The organism is Streptomyces sp. NBC_01217, assembly GCF_035994185.1.
In the GTDB taxonomy this organism is placed as follows: Bacteria; Actinomycetota; Actinomycetes; order Streptomycetales; family Streptomycetaceae; genus Streptomyces.
This window is the reverse complement of sequence record NZ_CP108538.1, coordinates 552,748-569,263: the sequence shown is the minus strand read 5'-3', so window position 1 is coordinate 569,263 and position 16,516 is coordinate 552,748. Positions and strand designations below refer to the sequence as shown.

10 protein-coding genes and 2 pseudogenes are annotated in these 16,516 nt (G+C 69.3%); 7 read left to right on the top strand and 5 right to left on the bottom strand.

Annotated elements, in window-relative coordinates:
* Positions 1 to 60: 60 nt before the first annotated feature.
* Both OG507_RS02280 and OG507_RS02275 read right to left on the bottom strand, forming a co-directional pair.
* A complete protein-coding gene (locus tag OG507_RS02280) occupies positions 61 to 2,319 on the bottom strand; it encodes an ATP-binding protein (protein WP_327365410.1) in 2,259 nt (752 codons plus the stop codon).
* Between the two features lie 236 nt (positions 2,320 to 2,555).
* A pseudogene (locus OG507_RS02275) lies at positions 2,556 to 2,996 on the bottom strand (alpha/beta hydrolase fold domain-containing protein); the annotation flags it as partial.
* A 143-nt stretch (positions 2,997 to 3,139) separates the two neighbouring features.
* Between OG507_RS02275 and OG507_RS02270 the strand changes: the two are divergent.
* Complete coding sequence (locus OG507_RS02270) at positions 3,140 to 3,433, top strand: carboxypeptidase-like regulatory domain-containing protein (protein WP_327365408.1); 294 nt, start codon at positions 3,140 to 3,142, stop codon at positions 3,431 to 3,433.
* Positions 3,434 to 3,967: 534 nt separating this feature from the next.
* Here the strand turns inward: OG507_RS02270 and OG507_RS02265 are convergent.
* Positions 3,968 to 5,188 carry a metallophosphoesterase gene (locus tag OG507_RS02265; protein ID WP_327365407.1) on the bottom strand — a complete coding sequence of 407 codons (1,221 nt, stop codon included), beginning with the start codon at positions 5,186 to 5,188 and terminating at the stop codon, positions 3,968 to 3,970.
* Between the two features lie 286 nt (positions 5,189 to 5,474).
* Here OG507_RS02265 and OG507_RS02260 point away from each other — a divergent pair.
* Positions 5,475 to 5,724, top strand: a pseudogene (locus tag OG507_RS02260) (IS256 family transposase); the annotation flags it as partial.
* A gap of 109 nt (positions 5,725 to 5,833) precedes the next feature.
* Here OG507_RS02260 and OG507_RS02255 read toward each other — a convergent pair.
* The gene (locus OG507_RS02255) at positions 5,834 to 6,463 is read right to left on the bottom strand and encodes a TetR/AcrR family transcriptional regulator (protein WP_327365406.1); all 630 of its coding nucleotides are present in this window, start codon (positions 6,461 to 6,463) and stop codon (positions 5,834 to 5,836) included.
* 167 nt (positions 6,464 to 6,630) lie between these two features.
* Between OG507_RS02255 and OG507_RS02250 the strand changes: the two genes are divergently transcribed.
* Both OG507_RS02250 and OG507_RS02245 read left to right on the top strand, forming a co-directional pair.
* A complete protein-coding gene (locus OG507_RS02250) occupies positions 6,631 to 7,368 on the top strand; it encodes an SDR family NAD(P)-dependent oxidoreductase (RefSeq protein WP_327365405.1) in 738 nt (245 codons plus the stop codon).
* A 94-nt stretch (positions 7,369 to 7,462) separates the two neighbouring features.
* On the top strand, positions 7,463 to 7,636 hold the full coding sequence (locus OG507_RS02245) for a hypothetical protein (RefSeq protein WP_327365404.1): 174 nt from the start codon (positions 7,463 to 7,465) through the stop codon (positions 7,634 to 7,636).
* A 530-nt stretch (positions 7,637 to 8,166) separates the two neighbouring features.
* Here OG507_RS02245 and OG507_RS02240 read toward each other — a convergent pair.
* A complete protein-coding gene (locus tag OG507_RS02240) occupies positions 8,167 to 8,388 on the bottom strand; it encodes a hypothetical protein (protein WP_327365403.1) in 222 nt (73 codons plus the stop codon).
* Positions 8,389 to 8,724: 336 nt separating this feature from the next.
* Here OG507_RS02240 and OG507_RS02235 point away from each other — a divergent pair, with 336 nt between their 5' ends.
* The 3 genes from OG507_RS02235 (at position 8,725) to OG507_RS02225 (ending at position 16,507) form a co-directional block, all read left to right on the top strand.
* Positions 8,725 to 11,616: a carbohydrate-binding protein gene (locus OG507_RS02235; RefSeq protein WP_327365402.1), complete on the top strand. Its 2,892-nt coding sequence runs from the start codon at positions 8,725 to 8,727 to the stop codon at positions 11,614 to 11,616.
* A 20-nt stretch (positions 11,617 to 11,636) separates the two neighbouring features.
* Positions 11,637 to 14,369 carry a ThuA domain-containing protein gene (locus OG507_RS02230; RefSeq protein ID WP_327371839.1) on the top strand — a complete coding sequence of 911 codons (2,733 nt, stop codon included), beginning with the start codon at positions 11,637 to 11,639 and terminating at the stop codon, positions 14,367 to 14,369.
* Positions 14,370 to 15,217: 848 nt separating this feature from the next.
* The gene (locus tag OG507_RS02225; protein ID WP_327365401.1) at positions 15,218 to 16,507 is read left to right on the top strand and encodes a bifunctional glycosyltransferase family 2/GtrA family protein; all 1,290 of its coding nucleotides are present in this window, start codon (positions 15,218 to 15,220) and stop codon (positions 16,505 to 16,507) included.
* Positions 16,508 to 16,516 lie beyond the last annotated feature (9 nt).

The following is a 16,516-nucleotide window of genomic DNA, read 5'->3' as shown; positions in this document are numbered from 1 at the left end:
GGATACGTCGTGATGCGCGGGGTGCTGGGCGGGTGCGGTTCGTCGAGGGGCGTCGGCGGTTCACGGGGTGTCGAGGCCGGCGAGGCGCTCCCGGGCCGTGGCGACGTGCTGGGGGTTGGCTGCCGAGCCGAGAGCGAGGCATTGGGCGAAGGCGTCCCGGGCCTCGTCGCGGTGTCCTGCGGCCAGCAGGGCGTTGCCGAGGTGGGCCAGGGCGCGGCTCTCCAGTCCCGGATGGCCGCAGGTGCGGCACAGGTCCACGGCGGTGCGCAGGTGGTCGGCGGCCTCGGACCAGTTCTCGAGGAAGATGTGGGCTTGGCCTATGGACGTCTGCAGGTTCGCACGATTGAAGTCGGCGCTGTGCCGTTCGATACGGTCGCCGGCCTGCTCCAGGAAGGTGAGGGCACGGATGTTCTCCGAGATGGATTCCTCGTACCGGCTCGCCACGAGAAGGGTCTGGGCTGTACTGCTCAAGGAGTGGAGGGTGCCGTGGAGGTCGCCGGCGGCTTCGAAGAGCCGGGCTGCCTCGTGGTTGTGATGTGCCGCCGCGGTGTGGTCGCCGAGCAGGCCGAGGGCCCAGGCGTGGTAGCTGTGAGCCCAGCCCTGCTGGGGGAGGTCTTCGGCGCGCTGGGCGGCGGCGAGGGCCTGGGCGGAGCGCTCAAGGCTGTCGCGGGGGCGGCTTTCGCAGACGAGCAGGGCCCAGGCATGGTTGTTGAGGTGGAAGGCTTCGAGGCGGGGGTCGCCGAGGGCCTGGGCGCAGTGTGCGGCGGTGCGGCAGACCTCGGGCCAGTGTCCCCAGAAGATCCACTGGTCGGAGAACCAGTGCAGCGCCTCGGCGACCCCCACGACGGTGGCGTGGTCGCCCGCGGTGGCGGCCGCGCGCAGGGCGGCGAGCCAGTTGTCGCCCTCGGCCTGGAGCCACTGGCGGGCGTGCTCGGCCGTGGACAGGTCGACGGTGCCCCGCCAAGTGGCAGGTGGGGCGCCGTGGTCGGGTTCGTACCAGCGGCCGGCCACGACGGCGGTCTCCAGCAGCCAGCGGCGCAGTGCCGAACGGGCCTTCTCCGGCTCGTCGGCGGGCTCCTCGGCCTTCAGCCGGCTGCGGGCGTACAAGCGCAGCAGGTCGTGGAGGCGGTAGCGGTCCTGGTCGGTACCGAGCAGGCCGGTCTCGACGAGTTCCTCGAGGGTGTCCTCGGTGTCGAAGAGGTGCTGCCCGGCGAGCTGGGCGGCGCCGGCGGCGCTGACATCGGTGCCGTCGACCAGGGCCAGGAGCCGGAACAGGCGGGCGGCGGTGGGGGTGAGCTGACGGTAGGACAGGTCGAAGGCCGCCGAGAGATGCAGGTCGCCGGCTGTGAGAGTGTCCAGGCGGCGTTCTTCGAGGGCGAGGCGGTCGGCGAGGCGGCGCACACTCCAGCCGGTGCGGGTGGCCAGCCAGTTGCCCGCCACACGCAGCGCCAGTGGCAGGTGCGCACACCGGTCGGCGACCTCGGCGAGCGCGGTCGCGTCGGCGTCCGCACGTTCTCGTCCGACCAGGGCGGACAGGAAGGTGGCGGCGTCGGCGGGGGCGAGTTCACCGAGGGGCAGGCGGTGGACGCTCTCCAGGCCGGTGAGCATCCTCCGGCTGGTGATCACCACCATGGCCGCACCCGCGCTCGGCAGGAGCGGGCGGACCTGCGCCTCGTCACGCCCGTTGTCCAGCACCAGCAGACAGCGTCGTTCGGCCAGCACCTGCCGGTACAGCTCCGGGTGGCCCTGCGGACCGGCCTTGGCCAGGTCCCGGTCAGCCACCCCCAACGCCTTCAGTACGCGGAGCATCAGCTCGGCGGGGCCGGGCGGCGTGTCGTCCATGCCCCGCAGGTCGACCACCAGCTGCCCGTCGGGGAAGCGGTCGGCCAGCTCGCGGGCGGCCTGCAGTGCCAGGGTGGTCTTGCCCGTCCCGGGCGGCCCGGACACGGTCACCACCACGGGCGGCCCGGCGGCCGCCTGCCCGGCCAGTGCCGTGAGTTGTGCCAGTTCCGCCTCCCGGCCGGTGAAATCGTCGATGCCGCGCGGGAAGGAACGGAGCCCCGCCGGACGCCGGCGTGGGTTGCGGCCAGATCGGGCCGCGGCCAGGAGCCGCTCCCGCTCCGCCTCGCCCAGCCCCAGTCCGTCCGCGAGTGCGGCAACCGTTCCCCGTTGGGGAGTCGCCCGCCGTCCCCGTTCCAGATCCCCGATTCCGCGGACACTCACCCCCGACGCCTCCGCGAGTGCTTCGATCGTCAGCAACGCATCCAACCGCAACTGCCGCAGCCGCGACCCGAACTCCGCACCATCCGCGTCGGTCACCCCGCTTCACCCCGTCCCCTCGCACCGCCGGCACCCGAACCGTTCCGACATGACACGCGGACCTGTGCCCCCTCAGGCGGCCCCGGAAGACCCCTGTCTCTGAGCGCCGGCCGCGACCGCACATGGTATATGTCGACAGAGAGTCGCTGGTCGGAGGGCTGCGGGGGGGATGCGCGGAGACGAGCGTCGACCGGTGATGACCGCAGGGGTGCAGTACCCGTCCTGGCGCGGGGGAGTCAGCCGCGGTGCCGGTGCAGGGCGACGTGCACGGTGTCGAGGGCCTGGACGAGGGCGGCGCGGGCGGCGTCCGTGTCGCGCAGCGGATCGAGCACCATGAAGCCGTGGATCGTCCCGTGGTAGCGCATGGAGACCACCGCGACGCCGGCTGCGCGGAGCTTGGCCGCGTATGCCTCGCCCTCGTCGCGTACCACGTCGGCCTCGCTGGTGAGCACCAGTGCCGGGGGGAGTCCGGCGAGCTGTTCCAGGGAGGCCTGCAGCGGTGCTGCGGTGGCCTCGCTGCGCCGGCGGACGTCGGGGACGTACTGGTCCCAGAACCAGCGCATGGTCTCGCGGCCGAGGAAGTGGCCCTTGGCGAACTCCAGGTACGAGGGCGTGTCGAAGTCGGCGTCGGTGACCGGGCAGAGCAGCACCTGCTGCAGCAGCCGCACCCCTCCGCGCGACCCTCGCCCCGGGGGCCAGCAGAACCGTTGAGGTCTCCCTGGACGCCACGGTCGCCGAGATCACCCAGCCCGGCGCGTATACCGCGAAGCTGAGCGTACGCACCGACACCCCGTACCGCGTCCCTGCCATCCCGGTGACGATGCACGTCAACCCGCCGAAGCACTGGGGCAAGTACGCCGGTACGGTCCTCGGCGCCGACGACGCGGGAGGCACCGCACCGCTCGCCGGGGCAACCGTCCGACTCGACGCCAAGACGTCGAGCCACACCTTGACGACCGCCGAGGACGGCACCTTTGCCCTGTGGCTGGACGCCCGGGACGCCCCGCTCACCGTGACCGTCACCAAGGACGGCTACCAGCCCGCAACCGCGAAGGTGAAGATCGAGAAGGGGGAGACGACCATCGGCGACTTCACGCTGAAGAAGGCGCCGTGATCACGGCTCACCGCAGCGGGTCTTGAACGCCGCCTGTGTCGTAGGCCCTGGTTGGCCTCAGGAGTCGACCCCGAACCGGTTGATCGAGGAGTCCATGCAGCGTTGGGAGGCGCCGATGGGCGGCGCGGAGGGCGACTTAGCGGGCCCTCGGCCCGGAAATGCCGCGGAACTGCTGGTCGGAGCTGGGATACCAGTGGGAGACATCGGGAGTGAGAGCGCATCTCGACTCACCGCTCGGCCGTGTGCTGTGAAGGGCGCCTGACTGGCATCTTGCCTGGTCAGGCACCCTTTTCTGCGTCTGGAAGAAGCCCGGCTTCTTCGGCGAATACGACACCAGCAGGTTCTTCGTCTGCTGGTGGTACAGGCATCACGCGTCGCTGACCTGCGTAAAACGTGGCCACGTATGGCTTGTTGGAGCCGTCGGCCCGGGAATGGTCCGGATCTTGTCCTCAGCGAGATGGGCCTGGTCATCTGCTGATGCCGCATCCCTCGGCTCGTGGACTGCTCCAAGCGGAGGTGTCGGCCCGTCGAGTGCTACATCGAGGTGGGCAGGTGTGGGGAGCGGAGCACGAGCAGCGTGATCTCGTTGGGGGCGAAGACGCGGAACGGCGGGCCCCAGAAGCCGGTGCCGCGGCTGGTGTAGAGGAGGGTGCGGGGGCCGTGTTGGCTGAGGCCGGCGAGGGCGGGCTGGTCGATCCGGACCAGGTGGTGGAAGGGCCAGATCTGGCCACCGTGGGTGTGGCCGGAGAGCTGGAGGTCGATGCCGCCGGCTGCCGCCCGGTCGATGAACTTGGGCTGGTGTGCCAGGAGCAGGACGGGCAGGTCGGGGTCGGCGCCGTTCAAGGCTCCGGCGAGGTGGGCGCGGTGGCCCGCCAGGCCGGAGGACTCGGCGGTGACGTCATCCACGCCGGCGACCACGAGGGTGTCGCCTCCGCGTTCGAGCAGCAGATGGCGGTTGCGCAGCGGCTCCCAGCCCAGCTCGTCCATCAGGTCGACCCAGCCCTGGGCCTCGCTGTAGTACTCGTGGTTGCCGGTGACGTATACACGGGCCCGGGTGGCCCGCACGGTTCCGAGTGGGGCGGCCTGGGCGCGGCGGCGTTCGGCCGTGCCGTCCGCGATGTCACCGGTGTGGCAGACCAGGTCGGCTTCCAGGGTGTTCACCGTCTCGCATACCTGTGCCGACCAGCGGGTGCGATCGAGGGGACCGTAGTGGGTGTCGGTGATGAGGACGACGCGGGTGCCGTCCAACCCGGCACCCATCCGCGGGAGTTGCACGTCGAGTCGGCGCACGCGTGGCACGCGGCGGGCTTCGGCGTACCCCCAGGCGAGTAGTACGGCGGTTATGCCGAGGACGGCCCAAGTGACAATTCGAGCCCGGTCCTGACTCTCGTCGACGCCGACCACGGTGAGGACGAGCCGCAATGGGACGCCGAGCAGAATGGACCAGGTGAACAGAACCCAACTGGTGCCCAGCAGGGTGTCACCGACGATCGCCGCCCGGTCCTGCTGGCGCCGGCCGCGCCCGCGCACCATCGCGAGCGGCATACCGACGAGGCCGAGTGCGAACAGGGCGGTGCCGGCGAGCGTGACAGGCAGCGGCCAGTGCTGGCCGCTGTGCAGGAGCACCCAGCAGGGCACGGCCCACAGCAGGACGGGGGCGATCAGCGGGATGCAGCGCATCAGGCGGTGCAGTCGGCTCCGCCGCGGCGCTTGCGCTTCACTGTCGGCGGGTCGGGTGTCGCTGGTGTCGGTCACGCTTCCCCTCTCTGACCAGGCTGTCGTCTCGCGCACTGTATCCGGTCGTCCTCGGGCTGGCCGGACGGGTGTTCACGGGGGGCGGCCCCGTGGGGTGAAGGGTTCTCTGCGGGATGACAAGACTCCGCCGTAGACACCTCCACTGGCATGAGCCGCCATCAGGGCGCTGTTCCGCAGGGGTCGCGTCCAATGGCTCCTATGTCAATCAGGCGGCCTGCGTGCGGTCAGCATGCTCGGTGCTGGTCTGGGCATCGCGGAGGAGGCGAGCAATGCTCAGGACTTGTGGATCGGCCCGGGAAGGCACGCCCGTTCTCAGCTAGTCACGGACGACGGCTCCACCCCCTCCGGCTCCCTGATCGACGAGATCGTCCGCGAAGGCGCCCGCCGGATGCTCGCCGCCGCACTGGAGGCGGAAGTCGACCCGTACGTAGCCGAGTTGGCGGCTGAGACTGACGAGAGCGGCCGACGCCCGGTGGGTCTACAACGGCCACCACCGGCCCCGCGCCGTGGTGGCTGCGGCCGAGCCTGTCGAGGTCGCGCATTTACTGCAGCGATGCCATCGACAACTGCCTTGAGACGGCCGGGCTGACACTCACGATGCCCCGCGGGCATGGCCGGAACTGCTCGGCGCTCGCAGGGGGCTGTTCAGGGAACCGAAACCTGGGGGCGACCCGGCGGTTCTTCCGGGAGTCGGCTCGGTTGGGCCGTGCGCAGTGCGTCCAGGGCCAGTGCGAGGTAACGACGCCAGGCCTGGGGCTGCGCTTCGAGAAGTGGCGCCGCCGTCTGATGGATGCCACCAAGCAGCAGCACGATGTCCGTCCCCGTCACGTCGCCGCGGATAGCGCCCTGCTCGCGTGCCCGGGCGGTGAGTGCCTCGACCGCCACGCAGAGGTCGGCGATCGCGTCCCGCACCTCGGACTGCTGCAGGGACGGGCGTCCGATCACTTCACAGAAGGCGCGGTCAGCGGCGAGAGTCTCGACGCCGTCGGCCATGAAGTCCTCGAGCGCCGCGGCCGCGTCGTCGGCTTCGAGGAGTTGTCCCGCTGATCCGACAAGCCGGTCCAGCAGCCGGAGCATGATCGCGGAAAGCAGATCTTCCTTTGTGGGGAAATGCCGGAACACGGTGCCTTTGGCGAGGCCCGCACGCTGGGCGATGTCCCCCATCGACGCGTCGAGGCCCTGCTCGGCGAACGCCTCTGTCGCTGCGTCCAGCAGGAGACGCCGATTGCGCACCATGTCCGCCCTCGGGCTGGTGGTGCCTGTCGTTGCCGTCATCGCTGCCTCCTCGGTGCTGTGCACCGTATCACTTCATGACCGTGCGGTCAGTTTAGGCGCTACGCTCAATGTGACCCATTGGTCATCTTTACCTCCGTCCGTCGTGGCCTGTACCAGTAGGTCCGCCGGCCGGCGATTCGCACCATGAACTCCCCGGGAGGGAAGACGTGAGCAACACCCTTGAAGGAAAGGTCGTCCTCGTCACCGGAGCCTCATCGGGCATCGGCCAGGCCACCGCGCTCGCCTTGCCGAGGGCGGGAGCACGGGTCGCCGTCGGGGCCCGGCGGGCGGACCGGTTGAAGGGACTGGCGGAAGCCGCCTCCGGCGAGATGCTGCAACTGGAACTGGACGTCACCGACCGCCAGTCGGTGACCGACGCGGTCGCGGCAACCGTTGAGCACTTCGGAACCCTCGACATCCTCGTCAACAATGCGGGTGTCATGCTCAGCAGCCCGATTCTCGGAGCAGACACCACCGAGTGGACCCGGATGGTCGAGACCAACCTGCTCGGCTCGATGTACATGGTCCACGCGGCGCTGCCTCATCTCCTCGCGTCGAAGGGCGCGGTGGTGCAGGTGTCCTCGACCTCGGGTCGGACGGCCTCGGCCACCAGCGGCGTATACGCGGCCACAAAGTTCGGCATCAACGCCTTCGCGGAGGCCCTCCGGCAGGAGGTCACCGAACTCGGTGTGCGGGTCGTCGTCATCGAGCCCGGATTCGTCGCGACCGAGCTCGCCAGCCACATCACGGACCCGGCCATCCGCGCCGCCGCCAAGAGCATGGCCGAGTCGATGCGCACGCTCCAGCCCGAGGACATCGCCGCCGCGGTCGTCTACGCGATCACCCAGCCCGAGCACGTCGCGGTCAACGAGATCCTGATCAGGCCGACCGACCAGGCCCGCTGAACCCGGGCGGTCCCGCAGCCGGAACCGCGCACACGGTGTGTGACGAAAATGTGTCGGCGCCAGCCGATGTCACGACTACCGCTCCCATTCTGTCTTGAGGGATGAAACCGAGAGAAGGGCGCTTGAGCAGGCAACCCAGCTGATCGCCGATTACGACCACGAGGTGTTCGCGGAGGACGAGTGGAAGGACCTGGGTACGGCGCTTACTCGTCTCGGTGAAGCGTTGTGGCGTGAGCGCAAGGACTCGTCATTGTCGGGCGTTGAGTGACCCCTGCGGTGGCGACCTTCGTGGCCGGGTGCCCGGCGTCCTTCGCGAGGCTGACACCTTGCCTGGTCCGCGGGAGGTTCCTCTGCTCGGCTGTGGTTGTTCGCCCATGTCCTGGGTGATCGATCTGCCGGCACTCGCTCCCGCGCCCGGACGGGTTCGAGGGCGCCTGACGGGTGAAAGACCAGGTCAAGCGCCTTTTCTCGTGCGTTTGGAAGACGCCCATCTTCTTCGGTGAGTACGACACCAGAAGATTCTTCGTCGCCGGTGGACTTGTAGCGGGGCTCCCCCGAGTCGTCGCCGAAGACCGGGGCGGTCCAGACGGAGTTGGTGACCGGGTCGCCGTCGGTAGTGGCGGTGGTGCCCTTGTCGCGCCAGCCGGGCATCCGGTGCTTGCCGACGAAGTACTGGATGCCGGACGCGTCCGTGACCTTCCAGTACTCGGTGTTGTCGTCTCCGTTGCCGGTGGCGTCGGTCAGGTGCTCGACGCGGCTGCCGTCCTCGTAATTCAGCTTCCACGAGCCGCCGGGCGCCTACGAGAGGGCGGCGGTTTCGCAGGCCGCCTTGTCGGCACAGGTGTTGACCAGCTCGACGGCCTTGCCGATGAGGGCCAGGGTGGCGATGGGGCACTTCCAGCACAGATCGCCCTTGCCGGCCGGCAGTAGCCGGGGAACCCGCAGCGGGTAGCTCGGTCTCGACGGCGGGCGGCAGGTTCTCCGGCACACCGGAGGCCGGACGCCGGGGAGGGGGGACACCGGGTGCTTCCTCCCAAAGGTTGAGTGGATCAGCCACTTCGCGCCGTGTGCCGACAGGGGCGCCCGGGCGGTGTCCGAACGGGCATCGAGGGGCGCGGCCGGAATTTTGACACGGCCTTGACAAATTGTGGCGCCGTTGCCAGCATGCAAAACTCTCGCGAGATTCCGCAATCCGTTGATGCTGCATCGAAATACTCCGCCAGAACGGTGCCACTGCGCCATGGGTGACGGGACATCACCCGTGCTCGCAGGCTTCGCCACGAGTGAGACGGCAGCGTGCCTTCACGTGCTCTCATGCCTGACTCACGCCCCCCACCAAGTCAGGAAGGAAGCTCCATGTCTGGACCGTCAGCACTGTCAGGGCCGCCGAAACGGAGGCGGACATGGTCGAGATGGCTCTCCGTTCTCGCGCTGATCGTCGCGGGCGGTGCCGTCACCGGCCCCGCGGCCGGTGCCCCCGCCCCCGATTCCGCCGCCATGGCGCCCGCCGCCCCCGCGGCCATTCCGGCGGGCGACTACCAACAGGTACAACTCGCCCTCGGTCCAGCCGAGTTGGGCGAGGCGATGTCGCTCGCGGTGTTACCGGACCGCGCGGTCGTGCATACCGCCCGCGACGGCACGGTCCGTTTCACGGACGCTGCGGGCAACACCAAGACGGCCGGGAAGCTCGACGTCTACACCCATGACGAGGAAGGGCTCCAGGGCATAGCGGCAGACCCCGGCTTCGCCTCCAACCGCTATCTCTACCTGTACTACTCACCCAAGCTGAACACCCCGTCAGGCGACGCCCCGGTCACCGGCTCCGCCGCCTCCTTCGAGCCGTGGAAGGGTCATCTCAATCTCTCTCGGTTCACCCTGAAGACCGATGGCACCCTCGACATGGCCAGCGAGAAGATCGTCCTCGAAGTGCCCAACGACCGAGGCCAGTGCTGCCATGTCGGCGGGGACATCGACTTCGACGCCGCCGGGAACCTCTATCTGACCACCGGTGACGACACCAACCCGTTCGAGTCGAGCGGCTACTCGCCGATCGACGAACGGACCGACCGGAACCCGCAGTTCGACGCTCAGCGCTCCTCCGGCAACACCAACGACCTGCGCGGCAAGGTCCTCAGGATCAAGCCCACGGCCGCCGGCGGCTATACCGTCCCGGCCGGGAACCTCTTCGCCCCCGGTACGGCGCAGACCCGCCCCGAGATCTACGCGATGGGCTTCCGCAACCCCTTCCGGATGTCGGTCGACAAGGCCACCGGCATCGTCTACCTCGGTGACTACGGACCCGACGCCGGGGGCACCGACGGGGGCGGGCGCGGACCCGCCGGCCAGGTCGAGTTCAACCGCATCACCGGCCCCGGCAACTACGGCTGGCCGTATTGCACCGGCACGAACACCGCTACCGAGACCTACGGTGCGTACGCCTTCCCGAGCGGGCCCACCGGGGCAAAGTACAACTGCGCCGGCGGCCCGGCCAACAACTCCTTCCGCAACACCGGTCAGGCCACGCTGCCCCCGGCCAAGCCGAGCTGGATCAGGTACGGCGGCGACGCCGGATCCCCGCCCGAGTTCGGCGGCGGCTCGGAATCGCCCATGGGCGGACCGGTGTACCGCTACGACGCGAACCTGAATTCGAATGTGAAGTTCCCGCAGTCCCTCGACGGCCGCTTCTTCGCCGGTGAGTACGGCCGGAAGTGGATCAAGGCCATCGAGGTGAAGGCCGACGGCACCCCCGGCGTCATCGAGGCATTCCCCTGGACCGGCACCCAGGTCATGGACCAGGCATTCGGCCCGGACGGCGCGCTGTACGTCCTCGACTACGGCACCGGCTCCAACAACCAGGCCCTGTACCGGGTCGAGTACATCGGCGGCAGCAACCGCAACCCGGTCGCCGCCGCGGCCGCCGACAAGACCTCGGGAGCCGTCCCGCTCACCGTCCAGTTCTCCTCGGCGGGCAGCTCCGACCCCGAGGGCAAAGCCCTCACCCACTCCTGGGACTTCGGCGACGGCTCCACGTCCACCGCGGCCAACCCGTCGCACACCTATACCACCACGGGGACCTTCCGACCGACCCTGACGGTCAGGGACCCGGAGGGGCTCACCGGCACAGCGAGCCTGGTGGTGACGGCGGGCAACACGGCGCCGACCGTCAATCTCACCGGCCCCAAGGACGGTGAGCTGTTCTCCTTCGGTGACACCGTGCCCTTCTCGGTCACCATCAGCGACCCCGAGGACGGGGCCATCGACTGCGCCAAGGTCAAGGTCACCTATCTCCTGGGCCATGACGAGCACCGTCACGCGATCACCTCGAAGAACGGCTGCACCGGTACGATCGCCGTGCCGAACGACGGTGAGCACGACAGCGCCGCCAACCTCTACGGTGTCTTCGACGCCGAGTACACCGACGGCGCCGGACTGACCACGCACAGCGTCCGTGTCCTCCAGCCCCGCCACCGGCAGGCGGAACACTTCTCGGCCCAGTCCGGCATCCAGGTGGCCGCTCACGGCCCCGCCGAGGGCGGCAACACGGTCGGTTTCACCGACAACGGCGACTGGATCTCCTTCAAGCCCTACGCGGTGGGCAACACGAACAAGATCACGGCCCGGGTTGCCTCCGGCGGCGTCGGCGGCACGATCGAGGTACGCACCGGATCAGCCACCGGCACCCTGCTCGGCACCATGACCGTACCGGTGACCGGCGGCTGGGAGACCTTCACCGACGTCTCCGCCAACCTGGCCAACACGCCCGCCGGCACGACGGAGTTGTTCCTCGTCTTCAAGGGCCCCACGGGACAGGGCAATCTCTTCGACGTGGACGCCTTCACCTTCACCACCGGCAGCGGTGCCACCGGCCAGACGGTGGAAGGGGAGTCGTACACCTCTTCCCAGGGCGTCCAGATCGCCGACCACGCCCCGGCCAGCGGCGGCAAGACGCTCGGCTTCATTGAGAACGGTGACTGGGCGGGATACGCCTCCGTGCCCACGGCCGGGACCAAGACCTTCAGCGCGAAGGTCTCCTCGGCCGGCGCGGGCGGCACCATCCAGATCCGATCTGGATCGGCGACCGGCGTACTGCTCGGCTCCGTCGCTGTCCAGCCCACCGGCGGCTGGGAGACCTTCACCACCGTCTCCACCGCCCTGACGGACACCACCGCCTCTGGAGCGCTGTTCCTCTCCTTCGCCGGCGGCGCGGGCTCCCTGTTCGACATCGACACCCTCACCCTCACCAAGTGAAGGGCAGGAAAGAGACCGTGATGTTTCATCAGACCCCGCACCGACCGTCCACCGGCCGACGCCGAATACCGTCGGTTCTGGCCTCGGCCCTCGTGGCCGCCCTCGCCCTGATCGGGGCGTTCCTGACACCGGCCGTCAGCGCGCAGGCCGCCGACCCCGCCTACAAGGTGCTCGTCTTCTCCAAGACGGCGGGCTTCCGCCACGACTCCATTCCGGCCGGTACCCAGGCCATCCGTGATATCGGCGCGGCCAACAACTTCACCGTCACGGCCACCGAGGATGGCGCCGCCTTCACCCCGGCCAATCTGGCCGGCTTCAAGGCGGTGGTGTTCCTCTCCACCACCGGCGACGTACTCAACGCCACCCAGCAGTCCGCCCTCCAGGCGTATGTCGACGGAGGCGGCGGCTACTTCGGCATCCACGCGGCGGCCGACACCGAGTACGACTGGCCGCAGTACGAGCAACTCGTCGGCGCCTGGTTCAAGAGCCACCCGGCGATCCAGCCGGCCACGCTGAAGACCGAGGACCGGGCCCACGCGGCCACGGCCGGCCTCGGCCAGACCTGGTCCAGGACCGACGAGTGGTACAACTACCGGACCAATCCGCGGGCCAACGTGCGCGTGCTGCAGAGTCTCGACGAAAGCAGCTACAGCGGCGGGGAGATGAGCGGCGACCACCCCATCACCTGGTGCCACGCCCAGGGCAGCGGCCGGTCGTTCTACACCGGTCTCGGCCACACCGCCGAGTCGTACGCCGACCCCGCCTTCCGCTCCCTGCTCCTCGGCGGAATCCGGTACGCGGCGGGCTTCGCCAAGGCCGACTGCCGGGCGGAGAGCGGCTACACCCCGCTCTACAACGGCTCGACCACCGGCTGGTCGCAGGCCGGCCCCGGCAGTTTCACCAACACCGACGCCACCCTCACCTCGCAGGGCGGCATGGGACTCTTCTGGTACCGCGCGAAGGAGTACAACGGGTACTCCCTCAAGCTCGACTGGAAGATGCAGGGAGACGACAACTCCGGTGTCTTCGTGGGCTTCCCCGCCTCCGACGACCCCAACTCGGCGGTGAACCAGGGGTACGAGATCCAGATCGACGCCACCGACGCAGCTGACAGAACGACGGGTGCGGTCTACGGCTTCAAGTCGGCCGACATCGCCGCCCGGGACGCCGAGCTCAACCCGCCGGGGGAGTGGAACGGATACGAGATCCGGGTGGAGGGGGAGCGGCTCCAGGTCTTCCTCAACGGTGTGAGGATCAATGACTTCACCAACACCGACCCCGCCCGCTCCCTGGCACAGGGCTACATCGGCATCCAGAACCACGGCACCGGCGACGACGTGTCCTTCCGCAACATCCGGATCAAGGAACTCGGGGGCACCGGCACGACACCGTCGACCTTCGAGGGCGAGTCGTACACCTCGTCCTCCGGGGTGCAGCCCGCCGACCATGCCTCCGCCAGCGGCGGCAGGACCCTCGGCTATATCGAGAACGGTGACTGGGCCGGCTACTCACAGGCCTCGCTCACCGGGACCAGGACGTTCACCGCGAAGATCTCCTCGGGCGGTTCGGGCGGCACCGTCCAGGTACGCTCCGGATCAGCCACCGGACCAGTGCTCGGCTCACTGGCCGTACCGAACACCGGCGGCTGGGAGAACTTCCGGACCGTCTCCACCGCGCTGACCGGCACCCCGACCGGACCGGTCTTCCTCACCTTCACCGGCGGGGCCGGCTCCCTCTTCGACATCGACACCTTCACCCTGGAGAAGCAGGCGGTGACCGCCGCCCTGTCGTCCAATGTGCATCTCTTCTACTACCCCTGGTACGGCAGCCCGGTGAAGAACGGCAGCTACCGCCACTGGCAGCAGGGCGGCCGCACTCCGCCGCAGGACGTCGGCGCCGACCTCTACCCGAAGCTGGGGGCCTACGACTCCGGTGACTTCGCCGGAGCCGTCGCCCAGCACATGCGGTGGGTCAAGCAGTCGGGCGCCGGTGTCATCGTCTACAGCTGGTGGGGGAGGGGCGGTTACGAGGACACCCTCGCCAAGGGCGTGCTGGACGCCGCCCAGCAGCAGGACGTCAAGGTGGCCTGGCACATCGAGCCGTACGAGGGGCGCACCGCGGCCTCCGTCGTCTCCGACATCCAGTACCTCAACTCCACCTACGGCAGCCATCCCGCCTACTACCGCGACGCCGAACACAACAACCGCCCGGCCTTCTACATCTTCGAGAGCCTGAGGATCACGGACTGGGCTGCCCTCGACCAGGTCACCCAGAACAACACGGTCCTGGCCCAGACCACCGACACCTCCAAGATCGCGCACTTCTCGGGGCTCTACACCTACGACGGCATCGCGGGCGCCACCGCCCCCGGCTGGAAGCAGGCCGGCGACTACGCCAAGGCCAACGGTCTGATCTGGGCGCCCTCGGTGGCACCCGGCTATATCGACGACCGCGCGGTACCGGGCAACACCACACCCACACTCGGCCGGGACAACGGCGCCACCTACGACAAGGAGTGGAACAACGCGCTCGACCCGGCCATCGGCGGATCGCCCACCTGGGTCTCCGTCACGTCCTTCAACGAGTGGCATGAGGGCAGTTCGATCGAGCCCGCCGCCGCCAACCCGCCCGCCGGTTTCGGTTACCAGACCTTCTCCGGCGCGTATGGGAAGACCGGGACCGAGGCGGAGACGGTCTATCTCGACCGTACGAAGTACTGGGTGGGCCAGTTCGACGCACGGCGCGTGCGCTGACGCCGTGACCGGCTGATATCCCACGCGGGGACCGCCCGAGCGGTCCCACGGGAGGGGTCCCGGCTTACCGCCGGGGCCCGTTCCGGCGCGAACGAGAAGGGCGCCTGCCGGGCACCTGCCCTGGTCAGGCGCCCTTTTCCTGCGCCTAGAAGAAGCCCAGCTTCTTCGGTGAATACGACACCAGAAGATTCTTCGTCTGTTGGTGGTACAGGGTAAGTAGGCGGTTGACCAGCGGAAACAGTCTCAACCGAAGCGGGGAGCGGCTTGTCGACCCGGGAATGGTCCGGATCTTGATCGGGGGCCGATGTCGACGGAGCCACTCCGCTCGTCCGAGGCGCGCATGGCCGGCCTTGCCCGGAAGGCGTGCTGGCGGTCCAGCCCCGCGTACGCACCCCGCCGGGGACACACGTTTCAGGTGCGCTTCAGCGCCCTCCGCATCCGCCTGCACGATCGAGGCGCGCATGAGTCGGACCGTGCCGGCGCCGATCCGTCACTGACCCCTGGCACTCTCGCCTGCGCCGAGACGGGTGAGCGCCACCGGCTGGAGGACGTCTCCTGCTGTCGAGGTGGGCGCCGGGCCCGTGAAGTGACGGCTGAAACGGCCCTGCGCCGCTTCGCGGGACACACCGTGACCACGCGGCCTGACGATAGACCGAACCGCCTCGTCGATGGCGACGTCGATGAGCAGTTCCGAGGTGTTCGCCCAGGATCGGCCAATGAGCTGACTCTCCGTCAGTTTTCGGTATTCTCCCCCGGCTCCCACAGGCGAGAGGGCGACAGTGAGGCCCGCGGCCCTGGACCAGGGCCTGTCAGCCGCAGTCTGCCGTCCCCTCATGCCTGAGGAAGCCATGACTCCCACCCCCCACCTCACCGAACTCGCCGCCCACGTGGAGCGTCCCGCCCCCTTCCAACCAGTCGAACGTTCGCTTCTCCCGCACGCCGGTACCGCGACGGTGGACATCGTCGTTCCGGTCTACAACGAGGAGCGAGCACTGCCCGGCTGCCTGCGCACGCTCCACGCCCGCCTGTGCCAGGACTTCCCCTTCCCCTGGCGGATCACCGTCGCCGACAACGCCAGCACCGACGAAACCCTCGCCACCGCCCGCCGCCTCGCGGACGAGCTGCCCGGTGTCGGCGTCGTCCACCTGGACCGCAAGGGCCGCGGACTCGCGCTGCGCACCGTCTGGGGCGCCAGCGACGCGGACATCGTGGCGTACATGGACGTGGACCTCTCCACCGGCCTCGACGGACTGCTCCCGCTGATCGCGCCCCTGGCCAGCGGCCACTCGGACATCGCGATCGGCTCCCGGCTGGCTCCCGGCGCACGCACGGTGCGCGGGCCGCGTCGCGAGTTCATCTCCCGCTGCTACAACGGCATCATCCGGCTCACCCACGGAGTCCGCTTCACCGACGCCCAGTGCGGATTCAAGGCGGCCCGTACGGAGGTACTCCGGCCGCTGCTGAAGGTGACCCGGGACGACGCATGGTTTTTCGACACCGAAATGCTCCTGCTCGCCGAGCACAACGGACTGCGTATTCATGAGGTCCCGGTCGACTGGGTCGAGGACGTCGACACCCGGGTGGATGTGGCGCGCACCGCCAAGGAAGACCTGCGGGGCCTGTGGCGCATGGCGCGGCTCAAGGCGTCCGGCGACGCCCGGGCCGAGGTGCGGCCGCGCCCCGAGCCGGCCGCCGAACACCCCGACGCCGTCCTTGCCCCTTCCACCGGACGCGGTGTGCTGTCGTGGGAGGTCGGCTGTTTCCTCGCGATCGGTGTCGTCTCAACGGCCGGACAGGCCTTGCTGTACTGGTTGATGCGTGGCTGGTGGTCTCCGGCCGTCGCCAACCTGATCTCGCTGTTCGGCCTCACCGTCCTCAACACCGAGGCGAACCGCCGCCTCACCTTCCGGCACTCCACCACTGCGCCCGCACGTGCGCACCTCGGCGCTGGGGGTTTGTTCGTCCTCGGCTATCTGGTCACGTCCGCGGCGGTGCTGTGGTTCAAGTGGCTCGATCCCGGTGCCTCACCGGCCGCGGAGACCGCGGTCCTCGCCACGGCCTCCGCCGCGGTCACCTGCGTGCGCTTCGCCGTGCTGCGGCTGGCCGTCTTCGCCGCCCCCCGTAGCCGTACCCGTTGATGAGAGCGA

What these genes read in the sequence shown, in the direction of transcription:
- OG507_RS02270 (WP_327365408.1), top strand. Translation starts at nt 3,140, where the DNA reads ATGCACGTCAACCCGCCGAAGCACTGGGGCAAGTACGCCGGTACGGTC.
- OG507_RS02255 (WP_327365406.1), bottom strand. Translation starts at nt 6,463, where the DNA reads ATGACGGCAACGACAGGCACCACCAGCCCGAGGGCGGACATGGTGCGC.
- OG507_RS02235 (WP_327365402.1), top strand. Translation starts at nt 8,725, where the DNA reads ATGTCTGGACCGTCAGCACTGTCAGGGCCGCCGAAACGGAGGCGGACA.
- OG507_RS02230 (WP_327371839.1), top strand. Translation starts at nt 11,637, where the DNA reads ATGTTTCATCAGACCCCGCACCGACCGTCCACCGGCCGACGCCGAATA.
- OG507_RS02225 (WP_327365401.1), top strand. Translation starts at nt 15,218, where the DNA reads ATGACTCCCACCCCCCACCTCACCGAACTCGCCGCCCACGTGGAGCGT.